The sequence below is a fragment of the Nocardioides sp. Z22_16 genome, from assembly GCF_058134365.1.
In genome coordinates, this window is record NZ_JBYTTI010000004.1 from 243,653 (window position 1) to 266,665 (window position 23,013).

At 71.6% G+C, this 23,013-nt stretch carries 22 protein-coding genes; 11 read left to right on the top strand and 11 right to left on the bottom strand.

The window, feature by feature from the left end:
• Window positions 1–7: 7 nt before the first annotated feature.
• A complete protein-coding gene (locus tag AC3X7R_RS13315) occupies window positions 8–610 on the bottom strand; it encodes an acVLRF1 family peptidyl-tRNA hydrolase (RefSeq protein WP_489966151.1) in 603 nt (200 codons plus the stop codon).
• A 103-nt stretch (window positions 611–713) separates the two neighbouring features.
• Here AC3X7R_RS13315 and AC3X7R_RS13320 point away from each other — a divergent pair, with 103 nt between their 5' ends.
• Complete coding sequence (locus tag AC3X7R_RS13320; RefSeq protein ID WP_489966152.1) at window positions 714–2,996, top strand: spermidine synthase; 2,283 nt, start codon at window positions 714–716, stop codon at window positions 2,994–2,996.
• Here the strand turns inward: AC3X7R_RS13320 and AC3X7R_RS13325 are convergent.
• From AC3X7R_RS13325 to AC3X7R_RS13365, 9 genes are read right to left on the bottom strand one after another with little or no spacing between them, the layout of a single operon-like run.
• The gene (locus tag AC3X7R_RS13325; RefSeq protein ID WP_489966153.1) at window positions 2,973–3,404 is read right to left on the bottom strand and encodes a hypothetical protein; all 432 of its coding nucleotides are present in this window, start codon (window positions 3,402–3,404) and stop codon (window positions 2,973–2,975) included. The two genes, AC3X7R_RS13320 and AC3X7R_RS13325, sit on opposite strands and share 24 nt — an antisense overlap.
• A gap of 10 nt (window positions 3,405–3,414) precedes the next feature.
• Window positions 3,415–3,795 (bottom strand): metal-sulfur cluster assembly factor, encoded by a 381-nt coding sequence (locus AC3X7R_RS13330; protein ID WP_489966154.1) that lies wholly within the window; start codon window positions 3,793–3,795, stop codon window positions 3,415–3,417.
• Window positions 3,792–4,256 (bottom strand): Fe-S cluster assembly sulfur transfer protein SufU, encoded by a 465-nt coding sequence (gene sufU, locus AC3X7R_RS13335; RefSeq protein WP_489966493.1) that lies wholly within the window; start codon window positions 4,254–4,256, stop codon window positions 3,792–3,794. The genes AC3X7R_RS13330 and sufU overlap by 4 nt, the downstream gene beginning before the upstream one ends.
• Window positions 4,257–4,261: 5 nt before the next feature.
• On the bottom strand, window positions 4,262–5,524 hold the full coding sequence (locus AC3X7R_RS13340) for a cysteine desulfurase (RefSeq protein WP_489966155.1): 1,263 nt from the start codon (window positions 5,522–5,524) through the stop codon (window positions 4,262–4,264).
• Window positions 5,525–5,526: 2 nt separating this feature from the next.
• Window positions 5,527–6,285: a Fe-S cluster assembly ATPase SufC gene (gene sufC / locus AC3X7R_RS13345; protein ID WP_489966156.1), complete on the bottom strand. Its 759-nt coding sequence runs from the start codon at window positions 6,283–6,285 to the stop codon at window positions 5,527–5,529.
• 38 nt (window positions 6,286–6,323) lie between these two features.
• A complete protein-coding gene (locus AC3X7R_RS13350; RefSeq protein ID WP_489966157.1) occupies window positions 6,324–6,659 on the bottom strand; it encodes a non-heme iron oxygenase ferredoxin subunit in 336 nt (111 codons plus the stop codon).
• On the bottom strand, window positions 6,659–7,852 hold the full coding sequence (gene sufD / locus AC3X7R_RS13355) for a Fe-S cluster assembly protein SufD (RefSeq protein WP_489966158.1): 1,194 nt from the start codon (window positions 7,850–7,852) through the stop codon (window positions 6,659–6,661). Before sufD ends, AC3X7R_RS13350 begins: the two co-directional genes overlap by 1 nt.
• A gap of 47 nt (window positions 7,853–7,899) precedes the next feature.
• Entirely contained in the window at window positions 7,900–9,318 is a 1,419-nt protein-coding gene (gene sufB / locus AC3X7R_RS13360; protein ID WP_489966159.1) for a Fe-S cluster assembly protein SufB, read from the bottom strand.
• Between the two features lies 1 nt (window position 9,319).
• Window positions 9,320–10,006 carry a helix-turn-helix transcriptional regulator gene (locus AC3X7R_RS13365; protein WP_489966160.1) on the bottom strand — a complete coding sequence of 229 codons (687 nt, stop codon included), beginning with the start codon at window positions 10,004–10,006 and terminating at the stop codon, window positions 9,320–9,322.
• Window positions 10,007–10,258: 252 nt separating this feature from the next.
• Between AC3X7R_RS13365 and AC3X7R_RS13370 the strand changes: the two genes are divergently transcribed.
• The 4 genes from AC3X7R_RS13370 (at window position 10,259) to AC3X7R_RS13385 (ending at window position 13,694) form a co-directional block, all read left to right on the top strand.
• On the top strand, window positions 10,259–10,987 hold the full coding sequence (locus AC3X7R_RS13370) for a phosphatase PAP2 family protein (protein WP_489966161.1): 729 nt from the start codon (window positions 10,259–10,261) through the stop codon (window positions 10,985–10,987).
• 79 nt (window positions 10,988–11,066) lie between these two features.
• Window positions 11,067–11,999: an ABC transporter ATP-binding protein gene (locus tag AC3X7R_RS13375; RefSeq protein ID WP_489966162.1), complete on the top strand. Its 933-nt coding sequence runs from the start codon at window positions 11,067–11,069 to the stop codon at window positions 11,997–11,999.
• The gene (locus AC3X7R_RS13380) at window positions 11,999–12,769 is read left to right on the top strand and encodes an ABC transporter permease (RefSeq protein WP_489966163.1); all 771 of its coding nucleotides are present in this window, start codon (window positions 11,999–12,001) and stop codon (window positions 12,767–12,769) included. The genes AC3X7R_RS13375 and AC3X7R_RS13380 overlap by 1 nt, the downstream gene beginning before the upstream one ends.
• 4 nt (window positions 12,770–12,773) lie before the next feature.
• Window positions 12,774–13,694 carry a COX15/CtaA family protein gene (locus AC3X7R_RS13385; protein ID WP_489966164.1) on the top strand — a complete coding sequence of 307 codons (921 nt, stop codon included), beginning with the start codon at window positions 12,774–12,776 and terminating at the stop codon, window positions 13,692–13,694.
• Window positions 13,695–13,734: 40 nt separating this feature from the next.
• Here the strand turns inward: AC3X7R_RS13385 and AC3X7R_RS13390 are convergent, their stop codons facing one another.
• Complete coding sequence (locus tag AC3X7R_RS13390) at window positions 13,735–14,616, bottom strand: heme o synthase (protein ID WP_489966494.1); 882 nt, start codon at window positions 14,614–14,616, stop codon at window positions 13,735–13,737.
• A 270-nt stretch (window positions 14,617–14,886) separates the two neighbouring features.
• Here AC3X7R_RS13390 and tkt point away from each other — a divergent pair, with 270 nt between their 5' ends.
• From tkt to pgl, 6 genes are read left to right on the top strand one after another with little or no spacing between them, the layout of a single operon-like run.
• Window positions 14,887–17,028 (top strand): transketolase, encoded by a 2,142-nt coding sequence (gene tkt, locus AC3X7R_RS13395; protein ID WP_489966165.1) that lies wholly within the window; start codon window positions 14,887–14,889, stop codon window positions 17,026–17,028.
• Window positions 17,029–17,080: 52 nt separating this feature from the next.
• Window positions 17,081–18,187: a transaldolase gene (gene tal / locus AC3X7R_RS13400; protein WP_489966166.1), complete on the top strand. Its 1,107-nt coding sequence runs from the start codon at window positions 17,081–17,083 to the stop codon at window positions 18,185–18,187.
• A complete protein-coding gene (locus tag AC3X7R_RS13405; protein WP_489966167.1) occupies window positions 18,184–19,821 on the top strand; it encodes a glucose-6-phosphate isomerase in 1,638 nt (545 codons plus the stop codon). Before tal ends, AC3X7R_RS13405 begins: the two co-directional genes overlap by 4 nt.
• Window positions 19,818–21,344, top strand: a complete 1,527-nt coding sequence (zwf, locus tag AC3X7R_RS13410; RefSeq protein ID WP_489966168.1) for a glucose-6-phosphate dehydrogenase — start codon at window positions 19,818–19,820, stop codon at window positions 21,342–21,344. The genes AC3X7R_RS13405 and zwf overlap by 4 nt, the downstream gene beginning before the upstream one ends.
• Window positions 21,341–22,252: a glucose-6-phosphate dehydrogenase assembly protein OpcA gene (locus tag AC3X7R_RS13415; RefSeq protein WP_489966169.1), complete on the top strand. Its 912-nt coding sequence runs from the start codon at window positions 21,341–21,343 to the stop codon at window positions 22,250–22,252. The genes zwf and AC3X7R_RS13415 overlap by 4 nt, the downstream gene beginning before the upstream one ends.
• Window positions 22,249–22,977, top strand: a complete 729-nt coding sequence (pgl, locus tag AC3X7R_RS13420) for a 6-phosphogluconolactonase (RefSeq protein WP_489966170.1) — start codon at window positions 22,249–22,251, stop codon at window positions 22,975–22,977. The genes AC3X7R_RS13415 and pgl overlap by 4 nt, the downstream gene beginning before the upstream one ends.
• Window positions 22,978–23,013 lie beyond the last annotated feature (36 nt).

Genomic DNA, 23,013 nt, shown 5'->3' on the forward strand with positions numbered 1-23,013 from the left:
CCCGGGCTCAGGCGTTCCGCACCGTCACGCGCGCCGCGGACGCGTCCACGAGGGCCTGGTCGAGCACCGCACGGCGGGGGTCGGGCACGGGGAGCCACTCCCCCACCACCCGCAGACCTGCGAGCCGCGGGTCGGCGAGGACCTGCGCGACGGCCTCACGGTCGCCCCCGACCACCACCGGGGCCGGCCGGAGGATCCTGGCGGCGTGGTCCGCGGCGGCCTCGTAGGCGGCGCGGGCCTGGTTGTCACGGCGGCGGGCGAAGCGCTGCTGGCTCTGTCCACCGGCCTTCGTCCGCCCCTGCACGTGCCGCTGCCCGATCTTGTGCTCCACCATCGTGGAGCCTGCCACCCGGGCGACGGCGAAGCCGCCCTTGCGCACCAGGAGGACCCCCCACTCCTCCGGCGGCCGCAGCCTGGCCACGAAGGCGTCGACCGCGGCCGGACCCTCGAAGCGGCGGGAGAACGGCAGCGACGCCTCGAAGAGCGAGCCGTCTCCTCCGGTGCCGGCGAGGACGCCGTCGGTGGCGGTGAGGCTCACGCCGTCGTGCCGCTGCGCGAAGTTGTCGACCCACTTGGCCACGCGTGCGGGTGGCACCGACACGACAGGCACGACGTGCACTCTATCCGGACCAATTTGCCCGGTTTCCGAGGTACGCACCGTTCGGCGTCACTAACGTGCCCGATGTCTCCCCCGCGAGCCTCCTGAGGACCCCATGAGCCCGGCAACGCACTCGGTCGCCACGGCGGCGCCCCCGTCGTCCGGGGCGGTCACTGCGCACCGCCTCACGACCGTCCTGTTCGCGCTCACGTCCTTCACCGGCGCGGCCCTGCTCTTCGTGGTCCAGCCGATGGTGGCCAGGCTGGTGCTGCCCAGCTTCGGCGGCTCCGCGTCCGTCTGGAGCACCAGCAGCCTCTTCTTCCAGGTCCTCCTGCTCCTGGGCTACCTCTACGTCCACGTATCGACCGGACGGCTCGGCTCCCGCCGCCAGCCGCTGCTCCACCTCGGGGTGCTCCTCCTCCCCGTCGTCGCCCTGCCCGTCGCCCTGCCCGCCGATGCCGCCCCCGACGCGGACGTGGCGCCGGCGCTCTGGCTGCTGTGGGTGCTCCTGCTGGTGGTGGGCCTTCCCTTCGCCGTCATCTCGACCACCGGCCCGCTGCTCCAGCGGTGGTACTCCTGGACCGGCGCGGCCCGTGCCGAGGACCCCTACTTCCTCTTCGCCACCAGCAACCTGGGCAGCTTCGGCGGCCTCCTGGCCTACCCCTTCGTGGTCGAGCCGCTGCTCACCCTGCGGGAGCAGCGGCTCGGCTGGTCAGGCGCCTTCCTGGCGTTCATCCTGCTCATGGGGCTGTGCGGCGTCGTGGCCTGGCGGAGCAACCGCGAAGCGGGTGTCCGCCCAGTCGCGGCGACCGACGCCGACGTCTCGACACCGACCCGCGAGGTGGCTACCGAGGTCGCGGGCCCGGACGAGGCGGGGGTCCGGGTGCTGTCGGCGGGGACGGTGCTGATCTGGCTGGCCCTCGCCTTCCTGCCGTCCACCCTGATGCTGGGCGTGACGGCACACATCTCCACCGACGTGGCGGCCATCCCGTTGATGTGGGTGGTGCCCCTGGCCATCTACCTGGCCACCTTCGTCATCGCCTTCGCGAAGTCGGGCCGATCGCCGAGCGCCGTCGCCACCACCCTCGCGACCGCAGCCGCCACCTTCGCCGCAGTGCTCCACGTCACGCCCACCAGCAGCCACCCGATGTGGCTCCTCCTGACGGTCGACCTGGTCCTGCTCGGCGCGGCTGCCTACGCCGCCCACCGGGCGTTGGCGGCCCGCCGGCCCCATCCTCGTCTGCTCACCCACTTCTACCTGGTGGTCGCGGGAGGGGGCGCCCTGGGCGGCCTGCTCAACGGACTGGTCGCGCCGATGTACTTCTCCCGCGTCTGGGAGTACCCGCTGGTCCTGCTGGGCGTGCTGCTCCTCGGCGCGAGACGGGTGCGCGCCTACCCCCACACGCTCCGGCGCTTCGGCGCCCCGATCCTGCTGACGCTGGAGGTCGTGCTGTTCCTGCTCCTGGTGCTGGTCGGGGTGGGGCTGGGCGCCGACTGGGTGGCACGGGGAGGGGCCCTGGCGATCGCAGCAGGAGTCCTGTGGGTCTTCCTCTCCCTGCTGGGCGGGCGCCGTCCACTGGCGATGGTGACGGCCCTGGGGCTCACCCTCGCCAGCGTCTCTCTCCTGGCGGAGGATCCGCTCTACCAGGACCGGACCTTCTACGGCAGCTACCGCGTCGTCGAGGCCGACGACCAGCACGTCTTCAGCCACGGGACCACCGTGCACGGGACCCAGTTCACCGACGACCGGCGACGGGAGCCGACCAGCTACTACTCCCGCCAGGGACCGGTCGGCGACGTCTTCAGCCTCGGCGCCCCGCAGCACACCGGCGTCGTCGGCCTGGGGGTCGGCACGATGGCGGCCCACGTGGCACGCGGGCAGCGGATGACCTTCGTCGAGATCGACGAGGAGGTCGTGCGGGTGGCGCAGGACCCCGAGCTCTTCACCTACCTCGCCGACACCACCGCCGAGGTCGAGACGCTGGTGGACGACGGACGTCTCGCGCTCGCCCGGATGGAGCCGGGGACCTTCAACACCCTGGTCCTGGACGCCTTCTCCTCCGACGCCATCCCGGTCCACCTGCTCACCGAGGAGGCCTTCGAGCTCTACGGCCGGGTCCTGGCCGACGACGGCGTGCTGCTGGTGCACATCTCCAACCGGGTCTTCGACCTCGAGCCCGTCGTCGCACACAACGCAGCCCAGCTGGGCTGGGAGGTCGCCGTCGGGACCGGCGAGGGAAGCGACGACGCGACCGGGGTCTCCTCGGTGTGGATGGCGCTGAGCCCGGACGAGGCCCCGATCGGCGAGCTGCTCTCGATGCCCCGCTGGCGGAGCGCCGGTCCTGACCGTCAGGCCTGGACGGACGACTTCTCCTCAGTCCTCACTGTCCTGCAGTGAGCTCGCCCGCTGGGATCCCTCGGCGGTGTGCAGCACCGTGAGGTGCTCGACCACCTCGGTCTCCGAGACGTCGACCCGGCTGGTCACCACGAGCGCCCGCGGAGCACCGCGACCGTCGAGAACGATGCCCAGCGCACCCGCCTCGGGCACCGGCTCCTCGGAGTCCCGGAAGACTTCGACCGGCGTCCGCAGTGAGGTGGCCGAGCCGTCGAGGAGGCCGGCGAGGCCGGCGTCGGCCTCGTCGGGGGTCTCCCCCAGACTCCAGACCGGCGGCGGCACCGAGGCGAGCACCGTGGGCCCGAAGTAGCCGGGCAGGTGGGTCAGCTTCGCGTGGAACCGTGCGACGTTCCAGAAGTCCTCGACGCCGAGGTCCCGCTTGCCGACGGCCGGCTCGACGTACTCGTCCACGTCGTCGTCCTCAGACGTTGAAGCCGAGGGCGCGGAGCTGCTCACGACCGTCGTCGGTGATCTTGTCGGGGCCCCACGGCGGCATCCAGACCCAGTTGATGGCGACGTCGCTGACCAGGCCCTCCAGCGCCTGTCGGGTCTGGTCCTGGATGACGTCGGTGAGCGGGCAGGCCGCGGAGGTGAGCGTCATGTCGATCACGCAGTTGGAGCCCTCGTCGACGTGCACGCCGTAGACGAGCCCCAGGTCGACCACGTTGATGCCGAGCTCGGGGTCGACCACGTCCTTCATCGCCTCGGTCACGTCCTCGACCGACGCGGCGGTGGTGCCGGAGGCGAGGCCCGCGACGTCGACCTCGGGGAGGTCGGAGTGGGCGGTGTGCTGCTCGTTCATGCTGTCTCCTGAGCGTTGTGGTTGCCGAGCACCTGGGTGGTCGCGTCCTTCCAGGCCATCCATGAGAGGAGCGCGCACTTGACGCGCGCCGGGAACTTCGCGACCCCGGCAAAGGCGATCCCGTCCTCGAGGACCTCCTCGTCGGGCTCGACCTGCCCCTTGCCCTGCATCAGGGCGAGGAACTCCTGGTGGACGGTCATCGCCTCCTCGACCGGGCGTCCGATCACCAGGTCGGTCATCACCGAGGTCGAGGCCTGGGAGATGGAGCATCCCAGGGCGTCGTACGAGACGTCGGCGACACGGCCGTCCTCGAGGTGGACCCGCAGGGTCACCTCGTCGCCGCAGGTCGGGTTGACGTGGTGCACCTCGGCCTCGAAGGGCTCCCTGAGGCCGGCGTGGTGCGGGTTCTTGTAGTGGTCCAGGATGATCTCCTGGTAGAGCGAGTCGAGCTCCGCGGACACGTGGATCACCCCACCTTGAAGTACGAACGGGTGTAGTGGAGGCCCTCCACCAGGGCGTCGATCTCGGCCGGTGTCGTGTAGAGGTACGACGACATCCGGGTCGAGCTCTGCACGCCGAAGCGGGCGTGCGCCGGCTTGGCGCAGTGGTGCCCGGCCCGCACCGCGATGCCACGGGTGTCCAGGACCTGGGCGACGTCGTGCGGATGCACCCCGGCCAGCTCGAAGGCGACGGCCCCGCCCCGGGAGACGGCGTCCTGGGGACCCAGCACGGTGAGACCGGGAACCGAGAGGAGACCCTCGAGGGCATAGCCGGTGATCGCCTGCTCGTGGGCGTGGATCGCCTCCATGCCCACCGCGCCCAGGTACTCCACCGCCGCCCCCAGGCCGACCGCCTCGACGATCGGCGGCGTGCCGGCCTCGAACTTGGCCGGGATGGGCGCGTAGGTGGAGCGTTCCATGCTGACGGTGGCGATCATCTCGCCGCCGCCGAGGAACGGCGGCAGGCTCTCCAGCACCTCGCGACGACCCCAGAGCACGCCGATGCCGGTCGGCCCCACGACCTTGTGGCCGGTGAAGGCGACGAAGTCGGCGCCGGAGGCCACGACGTCCACAGGCAGCTGCGGGGCCGCCTGGGAGGCGTCGACCACCACCAGGGCGCCCACCGCCTTGGCCCGGGCCGCGATCTCGGCGACCGGGTTGATGGTGCCGAGCATGTTGGAGACCCAGGTGAGGGAGACCACCTTGGTCCGCTCGGTGATCAGGTCGTCGATCCCCGTCAGGTCGAGACGGCCGTCGTCGGTCAGGCCGAACCACCGCAGGGTGGCGCCGGTCCGCTCGGCGAGCAGCTGCCAGGGCACGATGTTGGAGTGGTGCTCCATCTCGGTGATCACGATCTCGTCACCCTCGCCGACCGTCAGCGGGCCCCTCGCCCAGGCCAGCGTGTTGGCCACCAGGTTGAGAGCCTCGGAGGCGTTCTTGGTGAAGATCACCTCGTCGCGCGACGGCGCCTTGATGAAGGCCGCCACCTTGTCCCGCGCGCCCTCGAAGGCCTCGGTGGACTCGGCGCCCAGCTCGTGCATGGCGCGGGAGATGTTCGCGTTGTGCCGCTCGAGGTGGTCGACCATCGTGTCGATGACGACCTGCGGCTTCTGCGAGGTGTTGGCGCTGTCGAGGTAGACCAGCGGCTGCCCACCCGCGACCGTGCGCTCGAGGATCGGGAAGTCCTTCCGGATGACCTCGAGCTCGGGGAGCAGACCGGGAAGCGTCATGCTCAGACCGCGGCCTTCGTGTACTTGTCGTAGCCCTCGGCCTCGAGCTGGTCGGCCAGCTCCGGACCGCCCTGCTCCGCGATCCGGCCCGCCACGAAGACGTGCACGAAGTCGGGCTTGATGTAGCGCAGGATCCGCGTGTAGTGGGTGATCAGCAGGACGCCCTTGTCACCCTTGGCGGAGAAGCGGTTGACCCCGTCCGAGACGACCTTGAGGGCGTCGATGTCGAGGCCGGAGTCGGTCTCGTCGAGCACCGCCACCTTGGGGTCGAGCAGCTCCAGCTGCGCGATCTCGTGCCGCTTCTTCTCGCCGCCCGAGAAGCCCTCGTTGACCGAGCGCGAGGCGAAGGACGGGTCGAGGTCGAGCGCCTTCAGCGAGGCGTTGACGTCCTTCACCCAGGTCCTCAGCTTCGGGGCCTCGCCGTCGATGGCCGTCTTGGCGGTGCGCAGGAAGTTCGACACCGAGACGCCCGGCACCTCCACGGGGTACTGCATGGCCAGGAAGAGCCCGGCGCGAGCCCGCTCGTCGACCGACATGCTCAGCACGTCGTCGCCGTCGAGGGTCACGGTGCCCCCGGTGACGGTGTACTTGGGGTGCCCGGCGATCGAGTACGCCAGGGTCGACTTTCCGGAGCCGTTCGGTCCCATGATCGCGTGCGTCTCGCCGTCGTTGATCGTCAGCGTGACGCCCTTGAGGATCTCCTTGGGACCGTCCTCGGTCTCCACGGAGACGTGCAGGTCCTTGATCACCAGTGTGCTCATCGTGTGTGTCTCTCTACTCTCTGCGGAAGTCGGTGGGGTCAAGACGGCGTGACGCCGTTGAGGGGGGTGGTCACGTCCACGTAGAGGTCGTCGCCGCGGACCTCGACCGGGAACGTGGAGACCGGCTCGCTGGCCGGCGGCACGGTGGGCTTCCCCGTGCGCAGGTCGAAGGAGGAGCCGTGCAGCCAGCACTCGATCGCGCAGTCCGCCACCTCCCCCTCGGAGAGGGCGACGTGTCCGTGGGAGCAGACGTCCTGGATCGCGAAGAACTCCTCGCCCTGCCGGACCACGGCCACCTCGACGTCGTCGAGCGTCACGGCCAGCGCGCGGTCCTGCTCGACCTCGGCGACGGCGCAGGCGCGCTCGAAGGTCATCAGAAGTGCTTCCCGGTGACGTTCTTGGCGAGCTCGGCCTCGACGATGGCGACGAGCCGCTCCTCGATCTCGGGGACGTCGACCTTGCGGATCAGGTCGTTGAAGAACCCGTGGACGACCAGGCGCCGGGCCTCGGACTCCTCGATCCCGCGCGAGCGCAGGTAGAAGAGCTGGTTGTCGTCGAAGCGACCGGTGGCCGACGCGTGACCGGCGCCCTCGATCTCGCCGGTCTCGATCTCCAGGTTGGGCACCGAGTCGGCCTGACAGCCGTCGGTGAGCACCAGGTTGCGGTTCTCCTCGTAGGTCTCGATCCCCTCGGCGACCTTGCGGATCAGCACGTTGCCCACCCAGACCGTGTGCGCCTTGGCGCCCTGGAGCGCACCCTTGTAGACCACGTTGCTCTTGGTGCGGGGCGCGGTGTGGTCGGCGAAGAGCCGGTGCTCGAGGTGCTGGCCGGCATCGGCGAAGTAGAGGCCGAGCATCTCCGCGGAGCCGCCGGGGCCGTCGTAGGTGACGTTGGCGTCCATCCGGACGACGTCGCCGCCGAACGTCAGGGCGGCGTGCTTGTAGGAGGCGTCGCGGCCCACCCGCGCCTGGGTGTGGGTGAGGTGGACGGCGTCGTCGGCCCAGTCCTGGACCGAGACGACGGTGACCTGGGCACCGTCACCGACGACGACCTCGACGACCTGCGCCAGCGCCGCGCTGCCGCTGTGGTTGAGCACGACCGTGGCACGCGAGTGCCGGCCGAAGCGGAGGGCGACGTGAGCGGCGTCCTGCCCCTCGACACCGGTGCCACGCACCTGCACCACGACGGGCTCGGAGACCTCGGCCTCGGCGGGGACGTCGACGAGCAGGGTCCGCGGGACCTCCGCCAGCACGCGCGCCGTGAAGCGGCTGTTCGGCACCAGTCCGGAGGCGCCCCGCAGGTCGCGGGCCTCCTGACCCTCCACCAGCTCGACCCGGACGGGGGCCGGGGCGTTCCACTCGGTGGCGGTGGTGGGCGCGGCGAACACGGCGTCGCCGTGCAGGTCGCGCAGTCGCTTCAGCGGGGTGAAGCGCCAGATCTCCTCGCGCCCGGTCGGCACGGGGTGGTCGGACACATCGAAGGAGCCCTCGGGGTGCAGGTGGCTCTCCACCTTCTCCATCTCGAGGGCGGACGCCACCCCTTCTCGGGCGGTCTCGGTCACGGTCACAGGTCTGCTTTCTACGTCGGTGCGGGATCAGGCGGGAGGGGGGGCGGTCAGCCGACCGCGCCCTCCATCTGCAGCTCGATCAGGCGGTTGAGCTCCAGGGCGTACTCCATCGGAAGCTCCTTGGCGATGGGCTCGACGAAGCCGCGGACGATCATCGCCATGGCCTCGTCCTGCTCCATGCCTCGCGACATCAGGTAGAAGAGCTGGTCGTCGGAGACCTTGGAGACGCTCGCCTCGTGGCCCATCGAGACGTCGTCCTCGCGGATGTCGACGTAGGGATAGGTGTCGGAGCGGCTGATCTGGTCGACCAGCAGCGCGTCACACAGCACGTTGGACTTCGAGCCGTGCGCGCCCTCGTTGATCTGGATCAGGCCGCGGTACGACGTCCGGCCACCGCCACGGGCCACCGACTTGCTGAGGATGGAGCTGGAGGTGTTGGGCGCGGCGTGGACCATCTTGGCCCCGGCGTCCTGGTGCTGACCCTCGCCCGCGAACGCGATCGAGAGGGTCTCGCCCTTCGCGTGCTCGCCCATCAGGTAGATGGCCGGGTACTTCATCGTCACCTTCGAGCCGATGTTGCCGTCGACCCACTCCATCGTGGCGCCGGCCTCGCAGGTGGCGCGCTTGGTGACGAGGTTGTAGACGTTGTTCGACCAGTTCTGGATGGTCGTGTAGCGGCAGCGGCCACCCTTCTTGACGATGATCTCCACGACGGCGGAGTGCAGCGAGTCCGAGCTGTAGATCGGCGCCGTGCAGCCCTCGACGTAGTGCACGTAGGCGTCCTCGTCGACGATGATGAGGGTCCGCTCGAACTGGCCCATGTTCTCGGTGTTGATCCGGAAGTAGGCCTGCAGCGGGATGTCGACGTGCACGCCCTTCGGCACGTAGATGAAGGAGCCGCCGGACCACACCGAGGTGTTGAGGGCGGAGAACTTGTTGTCGCCGACCGGGATGACGGTGCCGAAGTACTCCCGGAAGAGCTCCTCGTGCTCGCGCAGCGCGGTGTCGGTGTCGACGAAGATGACGCCCTGCTCCTCGAGGTCCTCGCGGATCGAGTGGTAGACCACCTCGGACTCGTACTGGGCGGCCACGCCGGAGACCAGGCGCTGCTTCTCCGCCTCGGGGATGCCGAGCTTGTCGTAGGTGTTCTTGATGTCCTCGGGCAGGTCGTCCCAGGTGGCGGCCTGCTTCTCGCTGGAGCGGACGAAGTACTTGATGTTGTCGAAGTCGATGGTCGACAGGTCGGAGCCCCAGGTCGGCATCGGCTTGCGGTGGAAGAGCTTGAGGCCCTTCAGGCGCTGGTCGAGCATCCACTGCGGCTCGGACTTCTTGGCCGAGATGTCGCGCACGACGTCCTCGTTGAGGCCCCTTCTGGCGGTCGAGCCGGCGGCGTCGCTGTCGGCCCAGCCGAACTCGTAGCGCCCGATGCCCTTCAGCTCGGGGTTGAGCTCTTCGATGGAGGTCATGTCAGCCTTCCTTGCTCTTGGGGATGCAGGTGGTGCAGACACCGTCGCCGTGCGCGATGGTGGCAAGTCTCTGGACGTGCGTGCCGAGGACCTTGCTGATCGCCTCGGTCTCGGCCTCGCACAGCTGGGGGAACTCGTGGGCCACGTGGGCCACCGGGCAGTGCTGCTGGCACAGCTGGTCGCCCGAGCCCGCCATGGGCAGCTCGCGGACGTTGGCGGCGTACCCCTCGGCGGAGAAGACCCTGGCGAGGGCCTCAGCCGGCCTCAGTCCCGGCTCCGCGGTGACCACGGCCTGGTAGCCGCGCTCGATGAACCCGGCACGCCGGCGGGCGAAGTCCCGGACCGCCCCGTCGCCGCCGGTCTCCGCCAGGTAGCGGAGGGCCTGGGCTGCGAGGTCGTCGTACTGCTGGTCGAACTGGTCGCGTCCACTCTCGGTCAACACGAAGAAGCGCGCAGGTCTTCCCCGACCCCGCTGCCCACCGGACCGCGGCTGGCGGGTCTCGACGACGCCCTCCTGGACGAGCTGGTCCAGGTGGCGCCGGACGGCGGCGGGGGTGAGCTCCAGCCTGGCCGCCAACGAGGCCGCGGTGGACGGACCGTCCTCGAGGATCGACCGGATCACCCGGGCCCGGGTGGGCGCGTCCGTCACGCCGCCGGAGGCCGGGAGCAGGGCGCGGTCGAATTCCACAACGCAATTGTTACGTTATTGCTGAGACGCTTTCAAAGAAGGTCACCCTAAGTGACCCCCGCCACACCGCCGGCTCCGCCAGCGCCCACCCGGGCGGGCCCGCGGGTCCAGGGCTCCCCCGGGCCGAAAGGCCCGTGCTCCGGAGCGGAAACGGGCTGGTCCCCGGCCGCCGACTCGTCCACCATGAAAGCTGGGTGAGAGGGAGAGGCCCATGGCGGACGACCGCGCGACACCTTCCCGGGAACCGCTCCGGTGACCCGCGCCTCCCTGCTCTGGGTCGCGCAGCAGGCCGCCTTGGTCACCTGCGGCGTGCTGGTCTACTTCGCGGTCCGCGGGCTCACCGCGGGGGCCGTGCAGGAGGCCGACGCCAACGCCTACGACATCCTCGCGCTCGAGGAGCGCCTCGGGCTCCACGTCGAGGCCCGCCTGCAGGACCTGGTCGCCCCCTGGGCCTCGGTGCGGGCGCTTGCCAACTGGGTCTACATCTGGGGGCACTGGCCCGTCATCGTCCTCACGATGATCTGGCTGGCCTTCCGGCACCGCGGCGTCTTCCTGCGCCTGCGCGACGGGATGCTGATCTCCGGTGCCCTCGGGATGGTGGTCGTCGCCCTCCACCCCGTCACGCCGCCGCGGCTGCTCAACCTCGGCATGGCGGACACGGTGACCGAGGAGTCCCGGGCGTACCGGGTCCTCCAGCCGCCGGCCTTCACCAACCAGTACGCCGCCATGCCCAGCCTGCACTCGGGCTGGGACCTGCTGGTCGGCATCGCCATCGTGACGGCGGGCACCACGCTGTGGCTGCGGGGCATCGGGTTCGCCCTGCCGGTCCTGATGGGCCTGGCCGTGGTCGCCACCGCCAACCACTACGTGCTCGACGTGGTGGCGGGGGTGACGCTCGCGCTCCTCGGGCACGGCGCCGCGCTCAGGCTGGAGGGACGCCGACATCGCCGACGGACCCAGCCGGTGGAGGCGAGCACGTGAGACGCCCGGTCGGCCACGCCCGGGGGCCCCGGCCGACCCGCACGTGCCCCGCCCGCGGGTCGCTTCCTAGACTGGACGAGTGCCCCCCTCCTCCCCCGCTGTCGAGGTCGACGGCCTGGTCATGAGGTATGGCGACAAGACGGCCGTCGACGGCCTGTCGCTCCGGGTGGAGCGCGGGACCATCACAGCCGTGCTCGGACCCAACGGCGCCGGCAAGACCACGACCCTCGAGACCTGCGAGGGCTACCGGCGCGCGCAGGAGGGACGGGTCCGCGTGCTGGGCCTGGACCCCTACCGGGACCGGCGGGAGCTGCTCCCGCGCATCGGGGTGATGCTCCAGTCCGGCGGGGCCTGGTCCGGGGTGCGTGCCATGGAGATGCTGCGCCACGTCGCCGCGCTGCACCGGGACCCGATGGACGTCGAGGCGCTCGCCGAGCGGGTCGGCCTCGGTGACTGCGGCCGCACGCCGTACCGACGCCTCTCCGGTGGTCAGCAGCAGCGCCTCGGCCTGGCCATGGCCCTGGTGGGGCGGCCCGAGCTCGTCTTCGTCGACGAGCCGACGGCCGGCATGGACCCGCAGGCGCGGCGCAACACCTGGGACCTGCTGGACGAGCTGAGGGCGCAGGGGGTCACGGTCGTGCTGACCACCCACCACATGGAGGAGGCCGAGCACCTCGCCGACCAGGTGCACATCGTCGACCGGGGCGTCCTGGTCTCCTCCGGGAGCCCCCTGGAGCTGATGCGCGGCGGCCGCACGACCATCCGGCTGGTGGTCACCCGTCCCTTCCCGGACGGCGCGCCGGAGTCGCTCCGCAACGAGCTCGGCACGGAGACCGACGTGCGCCAGCTCGGGCCCTTGAGCATGTCCGTCTCGGGCACCGCCGACTCGCGCACGCTCGGCGTGGTGGCGCGCTGGTGCGAGACCCACGAGGTGCTCCCCGAGTCCCTGACCCTGGGCCAGCGCACCTTGGAGGACGTCTTCCTCGAGCTGACCGGGCGGGGGCTCACCTGATGAGCACCCTCGACCTCCGTCCTGCCCCGGGGGCGGCACCCCTGTGGCGCCAGGTCCTCGCCCAGGCGCGGATGGAGTCGCGCCTCATGCTGCGCAACGGCGAGCAGCTGCTGCTGGCCCTGGTGATCCCGATCCTGGTCCTGGTGGGCGGGGTCCGCGCCGCCGGCCGGTTCGACCTGGACTTCGACGGTCCGGTCATCGACGTGCTCACCCCCGGGGTGCTCGCCCTCGCCGTCATGTCCACCTCCTTCACCTCGGTGGCCATCGCCACCGGGTTCGAACGGCGCTACGGGCTGATCAAGCGCCTCGGCGCCTCCCCGCTCCCCCGGCACGGCCTGCTGCTGGGCAAGGTCGGGGCGGTGCTCCTGGTCCAGGCCCTGCAGCTGATCGTCCTGGTCGCGGTCGCGCTGGGCATCGGCTGGGAGCCCGACCTGTCGCGGTGGTGGGCGGCCCTGCTGCTCCTCCTCCTGGGCACCGCGGCCTTCACCTCGCTGGGCCTGCTGGTGGCCGGCACCCTCCGCGCCGAGGCCACCCTGGCGGCGGCCAACCTGATCTACCTGCTGCTGCTCACCGGGGGTGCCGTCCTCCTTCCGGCCGCCACGTACGGTGGATTCGGCCAGGTGGCCTCGTGGCTGCCCTCCGGGGCACTCGGCGAGGGGATGCGCGCCGCCCTCGTGGACGGCCGTGCGGACGCCTCGGCCATGCTCGTCCTGGTGGCCTGGGCGGCGTTGGGCGCCGCGGCCACCGCACGCACCTTCAAGTGGGAGTGACCGAATGATCCTGGGCCGTCTCGCCCCCTGGCTGTGGCCGCTGGCGATCGCCAACCTGCTGGCCAACATCGGCATCGTCGTCACCGGGGCTGCCGTGCGCCTGACCGGCTCCGGGCTGGGCTGCCCCACCTGGCCGCGCTGCACCGACGACTCCTACGTCGCCCACGGCGAGCTGGGCCTGCACGGCGCCATCGAGTTCGGCAACCGACTGCTCACGTTCGTGCTCGCCGCGGTGGCGGTGCTGACCTTCCTCGCCGCCCTCGGCGCCGGCCAGCGCCGCGCCACCCGGCTCTCCTTCGTCGTCGGTCTCTCCATCCCCCTGCAGGCGGTGATCGGCGGGATCACCGTGCTCACCGACCTCAACCCGTGGGTCGTCTCGTTCCACTTCCTCGCCTCGATGCTCATCATCATGCTCTGCGTCGCCCTGCTCGACGAGCTGCGCAGCCCGGCACGCGGCCTGGCGCCGTTGCCGCTGCGGGTGCTCGCCCTGGCCAACCTCGCCGTGGGATGGGTGGTGCTCTACCTCGGCACCGTGGTCACCGGTGCCGGCCCGCACGCCGGCGACGACGCGGCGCGGCGCAACGGGCTGGACCCCGCGGCGGCGTCCCAGTGGCACGCCGTCTCGGTCTATCTGCTGGTCGCGCTCACCGTCGCCCTCCTGGTCGCCGCCTGGCGGAGCGGCAACCGGTGGCTGACCCTGGTCACCGGTCTGGTCCTCGTCATCGAGGCCGCTCAGGGAGTGCTCGGCTGGGTGCAGTACTGGCTGGACCTGCCCATCGCGCTGGTGGCGCTGCACATGCTGGGTGCCGGCCTGCTGGCCGCCGGCCTCGCCCGCGTGGCCCTCGGGGTGCTGCCGCACCACGCGTCGGCCGAGCCCGACCCGGAGGCCGGCCGGCAGACCGAGCCCGCCACGCGCCTCGGCTGAACCCGGCGCGGCGGGCCCGGTGACAGTGACGGAGCGAGCGTCAGCCGAGCAGCGGGTCGAGCGCCACCGCGACGAAGAGCAGCGACAGGTAGAGGTTGGAGTTGTGGAACAGCCGCATCGGTGAGATGTCGGTGAGCCGGTCGGAGACCTTGGCCCGGTTCCACATCCGGTGCGCCTCGAGGAGGAAGACCCCTCCGAGCACCCCCGCGACGACGGGGTAGACCACTCCGGTCCCGGCCACCGGCCACAGCAGCAGCGAGGTCGCCACCATCACCCAGCTGTAGAGGACGATCTGACGACCGACCTCGGCGGCCGGCTTGACCACCGGGAGCATGGGCACGTCGACGTTCGCGTAGTCCTCGCGGTAGCGCAGCGCCAGCGCCCACGTGTGGGGCGGCGTCCAGAAGAAGACGACCATGAAGAGCACCACCGGCGCCCAGGCGAGCTCGCCGGTGACCGCGGTCCAGCCGATGATGGTCGGGAAGCAGCCGGCGATCCCGCCCCAGACGATGTTCTGGGTGGTGCGCCGCTTGAGGATCATCGTGTAGACGATCACGTAGAAGGCGTTGGCCAGCAGGGAGAGCCCCGCGGAGAGCCAGTTGACCCAGGTGGCGAGGACGACCGTGGAGAGCGCCGCGAGCACGGTCGCGAAGACCAGCGCGGCGCCCGGCGTCACCACGTGCCTGGGGAGCGCCCGGCGCCGGGTCCGGCGCATCTGCTCGTCGATGTCGCGGTCGTACACGCAGTTGTAGGCCGACGCCGAGCCTGCGCTCAGCGCGCCGCCGACGACCGTCGCCAGGACCAGCCCCAGCGGAGGGACCCCCCGGGCCGCGAAGAACATCACCGGCACGGTGGTGAGCAGCAGGAGCTCGATCACCCGCGGCTTGGTGAGGCCCACGTAGGCGGCCACCACGTCCCGGATGCCGGCGCGGGACGGGTGCGGGTCCTCGGTGGGGCCGTCCGGCCCCGTCGTCTCCCGCCCTGGCCCGACGGGGTCAGCACCGTCGCCGGTGGCGCCGCCGACCGTGAGGCCGTCGGTCGCTGGGGGTCCGGACTGCTCGGCGGAGGCCGAGTGGCCAACGTGCGTCACGGAGATGAACCTCGAAACAGTGGGGTACAGGCGACGTGGAGTCTATCTCGCCCGCTGAGTAGGCTCACCCTTGGCCGTCGATGCGCAAGAGATCGTGAAGGGATGGATGTGACCACACCGACCAGGAGATCCGCCACGCTGGAGTGGACCGAGACAGACCAGAGGGCCGTGGACACCGTCCGGGTGCTGGCCATGGACGCGGTCCAGAAGGTGGGGAACGGTCACCCCGGCACGGCGTTGAGCCTCGCCCCCGTCGCCTACCTCCTCTTCCAGAAGGTCATGCGCCACGACCCCGCGGACCCCGACTGGGTGGCGCGCGACCGCTTCATCCTCTCCTGTGGGCACACCAGCCTGACCCTCTACATCCAGCTCTACCTGGCGGGCTTCGGGCTGGAGCTCGACGACCTCAAGGCGCTGCGCACCTGGGGCTCCAAGACCCCCGGCCACCCGGAGTTCGGCCACACCGCCGGTGTCGAGACCACCACCGGCCCGCTCGGCCAGGGCGTCGCCAACGCGGTCGGGATGGCGATGGCCGCTCGACGTCAGCGCGGCATGCTCGACCCGGAGGCACCGGAGGGCGAGTCGCTCTTCGACCACCACATCTACTGCCTCGCCTCCGACGGCGACCTCCAGGAAGGCGTCTCCGCCGAGGCCTCCTCGATCGCCGGCCACCAGCGGCTGGGCAACCTCACGCTGATCTGGGACGACAACCAGATCTCCATCGAGGACGACACCGACATCGCGTTCACCGAGGACGTCGCCGCCAGGTACGAGGCCTACGGCTGGCACGTCCAGACCGTCGACTGGGCGGGCGACCGCGCCGACACCGACGCCTACACCGAGGACGTGCAGGCCCTCCACGACGCGCTGATGGCAGCACGCGAGGTGACCGACCGCCCGTCCTTCATCCGGCTGCGCACCATGATCGCCTGGCCGGCACCGAAGGCCCGCGGCACCGGAGCCGCCCACGGCTCCGCGCTGGGCCTGGAGGAGGTCGCGGCGACCAAGGAGATCCTCGGGTTCGACCCGGCGAAGACGTTCGAGGTCCCCGAGGAGGTGCTCGCCCACACCCGCCGGGCGCTGGAGCGTGGCAAGGCCGCCGGCCACGAGTGGGACGAGAAGTACGCCACGTGGTCCGAGGCCAACCCGGAGCGTGCCGCCCTGCTGCACCGCACCAAGGGGCGAGCCCTGCCCGAGGGCTGGGACGCCGACCTGCCGACCTTCCCGGCCGACGAGAAGGGTGTCGCCACCCGGAAGGCCTCCGGCGAGGTGATCAACGCGATCGCCGGCGCCCTCCCCGAGCTGTGGGGCGGCTCGGCCGACCTGGCCGAGTCCAACAACACCACCATCAAGGGCGCGGACTCCTTCGTCCCGGCCGAGCACAGCACCAGCACCTGGGCCGGCAACCCCTACGGCCGGGTGCTCCACTTCGGCATCCGTGAGCACGCCATGGGCGCGATCATGAACGGCATCACCCTGCACGGCGGGACCCGCGTCTTCGGCGGCACCTTCCTGCAGTTCGCCGACTACATGCGCCCCGCGGTCCGGCTCGCCGCCCTGATGCAGGCGCCGGTCATCTACGTCTGGACCCACGACTCCATCGGTCTCGGCGAGGACGGCCCCACCCACCAGCCCGTGGAGCACCTCGCGGCGCTGCGCGCCATCCCCGGCCTGGACGTCGTCCGCCCGGCGGACGCCAACGAGACGGCCGCAGCCTGGAAAGCCGTGCTGGAGCAGACCGACCGGCCGGCCGGCCTCTGCCTCTCCCGCCAGAACGTCCCGACGTTCCCCCGCGGCGAGGAAGCCGGGTCGGGCGTGCGCTGGGGCTCCACCGACGACGTCGCCAAGGGCGGCTACGTGCTGCTGGACGCGGAGGGCGGAGAGCCCGACGTGGTGCTCGTCGGCACCGGGTCCGAGGTGCAGCTGGCGGTGCGGGCTCGCGAGCTCCTCGCCGAGCAGGGCGTGCGGGCCCGGGTCGTCTCGATGCCGTGCCTGGAGTGGTTCAACGCCCAGACGCAGGCCTACCGGGACCAGGTCATCCCGCCGATCGTCAAGGCACGGGTGAGCGTCGAGGCCGGCATCGCGCAGGGCTGGCGCGAGGTCGTCGGCGACGCGGGCCGCATCGTCTCGGTCGAGCAGTACGGCGCCAGCGCCGACTACGCCCGTATCTTCGAGGAGTACGGCATCACGGCCCGGGCCGTGGTCACCGCCGCGCTCGACAGCATCGCCGCCGCAGGGGCCTGACAGCTCTGACACCCCGGCACGGACCAGCGACCACGCACTGGAGGCACATCACATGTCCGAACGTCTGAAGTCACTCGCCGAGGCCGGGGTGTCGATCTGGCTCGACGACCTCTCCCGGGAGCGTCTCGAGACCGGGACCCTGGCCGCCCTGGTCAAGGAGTCCTCGGTCACCGGGGTCACCACCAACCCGTCCATCTTCGCGACCGCGCTGGCGGACGGCCAGCGCTACGACGACGCCGTCCGGCGGCTGGCCGCCGACGGGGCCGACGTGGAGGCGGCCGTCTTCGCCCTCACCACCGGGGACGTGCGGGACGCCTGCGACGTGCTGCACCCCGCCTGGGAGGCCAGCGACGGGGTGGACGGGCGGGTCTCCATCGAGGTCTCACCCACCCTGGCGTTCGACACCGACGCCACCGTGGCCTCGGCCAAGGAGCTGTGGAGCGAGATCGACCGGGAGAACCTCCTGGTCAAGATCCCCGCCACCACCGAGGGCGGCCCGGCGATCACCGCCGTGCTGGGCGAGGGCATCAGCGTCAACGTGACGCTGATCTTCGGCCTCTCCCGCTACCAGGACGTGATGGAGGCCTACGTCTCCGGGCTCGAGCTCGCCCGGGACAACGGCCACGACCTGTCCCGGATCCACTCGGTCGCCTCCTTCTTCGTCTCCCGGGTCGACACCGAGATCGACAAGCGGCTGGAGGCCTCGGGAGCCGACGCCTCGCTCGCCGGCCGGGCCGGGGTGGCCAACGCGCGGCTCGCCTTCAAGGCCTACCAGGAGTTCTTCAGCGGTGAGCGCTGGGCCGCCCTGGAGGCCGCCGGGGCGCGCCCGCAGCGTCCCCTCTGGGCGTCCACGGGCGTGAAGAACCCCGACTACCGCGACACCATGTACGTCACCGACCTCGTGGTCTCCGGCACCGTCAACACCATGCCGGAGAAGACGATGCTGGCCTTCGCCGACCACGGCGAGGTGCACGGCGACCAGGTGACGACCCGCTACGAGGACGCCGAGGCCACCATGGCCGCCCTCGCGGAGGCGGGGATCGACTACGACGACGTGATCTCGGTGTTGGAGCAGGAGGGCGTCGACAAGTTCGTCGCCTCGTGGCAGGAGCTGCTGGACACGGTCCGGGGTCAGCTCGACGAGGCTGGTCGAGCGTGACGGGCGGCGCCGGCGGTGACGCGGTGATCTCGCTCGGCCTCGAGCTGGCCCACCCCGAGGCGTTCGACGCGGTCCTCGGCGACCTCGTCGCCGGCAAGGTGGCCAGTCGCCTCGCCGCTCAGGACCCGACCCTGTGGGGGGAGGCTGCCGAGGAGGAGGCGGCCAAGCGCCTCGCCTGGGTGGACCTGCCGGTCACCTCGCGTCCGGTCGTCGCCGAGGTGGAGGCGCTCCGCGACGAGCTGCGCGGCCGCGGGGTCGACCGGGTGGTCCTGTGCGGCATGGGCGGCTCGTCACTGGCCCCCGAGGTGATCTGCGCCGCCGCCGGCGTCGACCTCACGGTCGTGGACTCCTCCGACCCCGACTTCGTCCGTCGCGCCCTGGAGACCGACATCGGGCGCACCGTCGTCGTGGTCAGCTCCAAGTCGGGCGGGACGGTCGAGACCGACAGCCAGCGGCGAGCATTCGAGAAGGCCTTCGAGGACGCAGGGATCGACCCGGCCGAGCGCATGGTCGTGGTGACCGACCCCGGCTCTCCCCTCGACCTCGCCTCCGCCGAGGCCGGCTACCGGGTCTTCCGCGCCGATCCGGACGTGGGCGGCCGCTTCTCGGCGCTGACGGCCTTCGGACTGGTGCCGAGCGCCCTCGCGGGCGCCGACGTCGGCTCGCTGCTGGCCGAGGCCGCGGCGCTGCGTCCCGAGCTCGCGACCGACGACCCTGCCAACCCGGCGCTTCGCCTGGGCGCCCTCCTGGGTCTGACCGCGACGCGCGGGGTGGACAAGCTGGTCCTCGCCGACGGGGGCTCCTCCTACCCGGGCTTCGGCGACTGGGCCGAGCAGCTGGTGGCCGAGTCGACCGGCAAGGACGGGAAGGGGATCCTCCCGGTGGTGGTGGAGGGGAGGCAGGCCCCCAACTGGGTGCCGTCGACCGAGGACTCGCTGCTGGTCGGCTTCGGCCCCGCGCCGGCTGAGTCGTCCCCGGCCTCCGGGTGGTCGGCCTCCGTCGACGGGCCGTTGGGCGCCCAGCTGCTGCTGTGGGAGTCCGCCACCGCCGTGGCCGGCGGGGTGCTCGGGATCAACCCCTTCGACCAGCCCGACGTGGAGAGTGCCAAGTCGGCTGCGCGCGAGATGCTCGAGGGCTCCTCGGACTCCCCCGCGCCCGTCTTCGTGGCAGGGCCGGTGACGGTCTTCGCCTCCCCGGGATGGCTGCCGGAGGGGACCAGCACGGTGTCCGAGGCGGTGAGCGCGCTGCTCGACCGGGTGGATCCCGAGCACGGCTACCTGGCCGTCCAGGCCTACCTGGATCGCCACCGCGACGGCGTCCTCCTCCCCGTGCGCCCCGCGCTGGCGACCCGGACCGGCCGCCCTGTGACCTTCGGCTGGGGTCCGCGCTTCCTGCACTCCACCGGGCAGTACCACAAGGGCGGACCGGCCACCGGGGCCTTCCTCCAGATCACGGCCCAGCCCGAGGCCGACCTGTCGGTGCCGGGACGGCCCTTCACCTTCCACGAGTTCCTGCTCGCGCAGGCGGTCGGCGACGGGCAGGTGCTCGCCGGCAAGGGCTCCCCGGTGCTCCGTCTGCACCTGGCCTCCCCCGCGGAGCTCGACTCCCTGGTGAGCGAGCTGGCACCGTCGTGAGCACGGAGCGGCGCAACCCGCTGCGTGACCCACGAGACCGGAGGCTCCCGCGGATCGCCGGACCGTGCAGCATGGTGCTCTTCGGCGTCACCGGCGACCTGTCGCGCAAGAAGATCATGCCGGCGGTCTACGACCTGGCCAACCGCGGGCTCCTGCCTCCCGGCTTCAGCCTCGTGGGCTTCGCGCGCCGCGAGTGGGAGGACCAGGACTTCGCCCAGATCGTCCGGGACGCGGTCCGCCAGCACGCCCGCACGGAGTTCCGTCAGGAGGTGTGGGACCAGCTCGCCGACGGCTTCCGCTTCGTCCCCGGCGAGTTCGACGACGACGTGGCCTTCGACCTCCTGCGCAACACCCTCCAGCAGCTCGACCAGGAGCGCGGGACGGGCGGCAACCACGCCTTCTACCTCGCGATCCCCCCCAGCCTCTTCGGCGACGTCGTCGCCCAGCTGCAGGAGCACGGGCTCGCCGAGAGCACGAGCTCGTGGCGCCGGGTGGTGGTGGAGAAGCCGTTCGGTCATGACCTCGACTCAGCCCGTGAGCTCAACGACGTGCTCGACGGCGTCTTCCCGTCCGGCTCGATCTTCCGCATCGACCACTACCTGGGCAAGGAGACCGTCCAGAACATCCTGGCCATGCGGTTCGCCAACGCGATGTTCGAGCCGCTGTGGAACTCCCACTACGTCGACCACGTGCAGATCACCATGGCCGAGGACATCGGGATCGGTGGCCGGGCGGGCTACTACGACGGGATCGGCGCAGCACGCGACGTCATCCAGAACCACCTCCTCCAGCTCATGGCCCTGGTCGCGATGGAGGAGCCGAACTCGTTCGAGGCGGAGTCCCTGCGGATCGAGAAGGAGAAGCTGCTGGCCTCGGTCGTCCTGCCCGACTCGCTGGCCCGCTCCACCGCCCGGGGACAGTACGTCGAGGGCTGGGCCGGTGGGGAGAAGGTCCGAGGCTTCCTGGAGGAGGACGGCATCCCCCCGGACTCGACCACGGAGACCTACGCGGCCGTCACGCTGCACGTGGAGAACCGTCGCTGGGCCGGGGTCCCGTTCTACCTGCGGGCGGGCAAGCGGCTCGGACGGCGGGTGACCGAGGTGGCCGTGGTCTTCAAGGGAGTGCCGCACGTGCCCTTCGGCCAGGACTCCAGCGAGGAGCTGACCCAGAACGCCCTGGTCATCCGGGTGCAGCCGGACGAGGGCCTGACGGTCCGCTTCGGCTCCAAGGTCCCCGGGACGTCGATGGAGATCCGCGACGTGTCCATGGACTTCGCCTACGGAGGCACGTTCACCGAGTCCTCGCCCGAGGCCTACGAGCGACTGATCCTCGACGTCCTGCTCGGCGATCCCCCGCTCTTCCCCCGTCACGAGGAGGTCGAGCTGTCGTGGAAGATCCTGGACCCGATCATCCGGTCCTGGGCCCGCAAGGGCGCTCCCGAGCCGTACGAGTCGGGGACCTGGGGCCCGCACTCGGCGGACGAGATGCTGGCGCGTGACGGACGAACCTGGAGGCGACCGTGATCGAGCTCGAGGAGACCACCGCGTCCGCCATCTCCGCGGAGCTCATGCGCCAGCGCGCCCGATCGGGGAGCCCGGCCATGGGCATGGTGATGACCCTGATCGTGGTGGCCCCGGAGGACCACGCCGAGCAGGCGATGAAGGACGCCCAGCAGGCCTCCCACGAGCACCCCGCACGGGTGCTGGGCATGATCCTCGGGAGCACCCGTGGTCCCTCCCGGGTCGACGCCCGGCTGGGCGTCGGTGCCGGGTGGAGCGGGGAGACGGCGTTGATCCGCCTCTCCGGTGAGGTCGTGGAGCACGACGAGTCGGTGGTGCTGCCCCTCCTCCTCCCGGACTCCCCCGTAGCCGTGTGGTGGCCCGTCGACGCGCCGTCCGACCCGGCGGGCGACCGGCTCGGGGCCCTCGCCCAGCGCCGGATCACCGACGCCGCCGCGGTGAGCCGGGGCAAGCAGCGCGCCCTCGCCGAGCAGTGCGCCGCCTACACGCGCGGCAACACCGACCTCGCGTGGACCAGGCTCACACCGTGGCGGGCGCTGCTGGCCGCCGCCCTGGACCAGTTCCCGGCGACGGTCACCGCGGCGTCGGTGACCTCCGAGAGGATCAGCCCCTCGGCCGACCTGATGGCCGCCTGGCTCTCGAGCCGGCTCAAGGTCGACGTCAGCCGCCACCGGTCCCAGGGACCCGGGATCACCGAGGTCGTGCTGGAGACGCGCCAGGGCGCCGTGCGGATCACCCGGCCCGACGGCAAGCACGGCACGCTCTCCTCGCCCGGCTCCCCCGACCGGCCCGTCGCGCTCCCGCTGCGTCCGGTGCCGGAGCTGCTCGCCGAGGAGCTGCGCAGGCTCGACGAGGACGAGGTCTACGCCGAGACGGTGGCCCATCTCGTGGAGAAGGAGGCCCGGAGGTGACCTCGCACGAGGAGGTGGTGGTGGCCGACGACGCCGCCTCGCTGGCCGGAGAGGTGGCGAGCCGGCTGCTCGCCCGGCTCGAGGAGCTGCAGGCAGCCGGACGCGAGCCGCAGGTGTGCCTGACGGGGGGCGGCATCGCCGACCTGGTCCACCGTGAGGTGGCACGGCGGGCCGACGCCCCGGTCGACTGGCCCCGGGTCTCGTTCTGGTGGGGAGACGAGAGGTTCGTCGCGAGCGGGTCGGAGGACCGCAACGTCCTCCAGGCGCGCCACGCCATGCTCGACCACCTCCCCGTCGATCCACGGCGGGTGCACGCGGTCCCGTCCGCCGACGACGTCCCCGACGCGGGCGGCGCGGCCGACGCCTACGCCGCCGTGCTCGACCAGCTCGGCCCGGAGGGCTTCGACCTGGTGATGCTGGGGGTGGGACCTGACGGCCACGTCGCGTCGCTCTTCCCGGGCCACCAGAGCCTGGGGTCCCGGGGGCGCAGCACCGTGCCGGTCACCGACTCCCCCAAGCCGCCGCCGCAGCGGGTCTCCCTCACCTTCGAGGCGCTCAACCGCGCGGACGCGGTCTGGTTCCTGGCCAACGGGGAGTCGAAGGCCGAGGCCGTGGCTGCGGCCCGGCGCCCGGGTCCGCTGGCCGAGTGCCCCGCCCGTGGCGTGCGGGGACGTGCGGAGACGCTGTGGATGCTGGACGCGGCCGCGGCGGCCTCGCTCGGCTGAGTCCCGTCCTGCGCCGAGCCACCCTGCGCGCCGGCC

Bases quoted from the DNA above. Each gene is read 5' to 3' on its own strand.
- AC3X7R_RS13350 (WP_489966157.1), bottom strand. From the start codon at position 6,659: ATGACCTTCGAGCGCGCCTGCGCCGTCGCCGAGGTCGAGCAGGACCGC.
- sufB (WP_489966159.1), bottom strand. From the start codon at position 9,318: ATGACCTCCATCGAAGAGCTCAACCCCGAGCTGAAGGGCATCGGGCGC.
- AC3X7R_RS13320 (WP_489966152.1), top strand. From the start codon at position 714: ATGAGCCCGGCAACGCACTCGGTCGCCACGGCGGCGCCCCCGTCGTCC.
- tkt (WP_489966165.1), top strand. From the start codon at position 14,887: ATGGATGTGACCACACCGACCAGGAGATCCGCCACGCTGGAGTGGACC.
- AC3X7R_RS13380 (WP_489966163.1), top strand. From the start codon at position 11,999: ATGAGCACCCTCGACCTCCGTCCTGCCCCGGGGGCGGCACCCCTGTGG.
- AC3X7R_RS13340 (WP_489966155.1), bottom strand. From the start codon at position 5,524: ATGACGCTTCCCGGTCTGCTCCCCGAGCTCGAGGTCATCCGGAAGGAC.
- sufC (WP_489966156.1), bottom strand. From the start codon at position 6,285: ATGAGCACACTGGTGATCAAGGACCTGCACGTCTCCGTGGAGACCGAG.
- AC3X7R_RS13385 (WP_489966164.1), top strand. From the start codon at position 12,774: ATGATCCTGGGCCGTCTCGCCCCCTGGCTGTGGCCGCTGGCGATCGCC.
- AC3X7R_RS13330 (WP_489966154.1), bottom strand. From the start codon at position 3,795: ATGAACGAGCAGCACACCGCCCACTCCGACCTCCCCGAGGTCGACGTC.
- tal (WP_489966166.1), top strand. From the start codon at position 17,081: ATGTCCGAACGTCTGAAGTCACTCGCCGAGGCCGGGGTGTCGATCTGG.